The following is a 320-nucleotide window of genomic DNA, read 5'->3' on the forward strand; positions in this document are numbered from 1 at the left end:
GCAAATGATATGGCCTCGAACTCGTTCTTTCTGAATCGTGCAGTCGCGCGTAACGCCGACTGGCAAGTGAATTACCCCGCGCTCGCGATGGCAAGCACCATCGACGCGGTCGACGAACGACGCAAGCAGATCGTCGTTGCTGCTGCGGACGAAACGTCCCTGCGCGCGGTGTTCTTCAGTTCCCTCGGTGCAATACTCGACTTCCACGCAACTTGGGACGAACTGGAGCGGTCAGGCAAGGGATGGCTCGCTTTCACCATACGCTGGAACCGGTGGTGGTTGCCCAACGTTGATCACGTTAAATGGCTAGAGCAGCACGC

Annotated in this window: 1 pseudogene; it reads left to right on the plus strand. The window is 58.1% G+C overall.

The annotated features are described in order from the left end of the window. Window positions 1-87 precede the first annotated feature (87 nt). Window positions 88-320 (plus strand): annotated as a pseudogene (locus NCT32_RS37145) (hypothetical protein); the annotation flags it as partial.

The organism is Caballeronia sp. INML2, assembly GCF_023631365.1.
GTDB lineage: Bacteria > Pseudomonadota > Gammaproteobacteria > Burkholderiales > Burkholderiaceae > Caballeronia > Caballeronia turbans.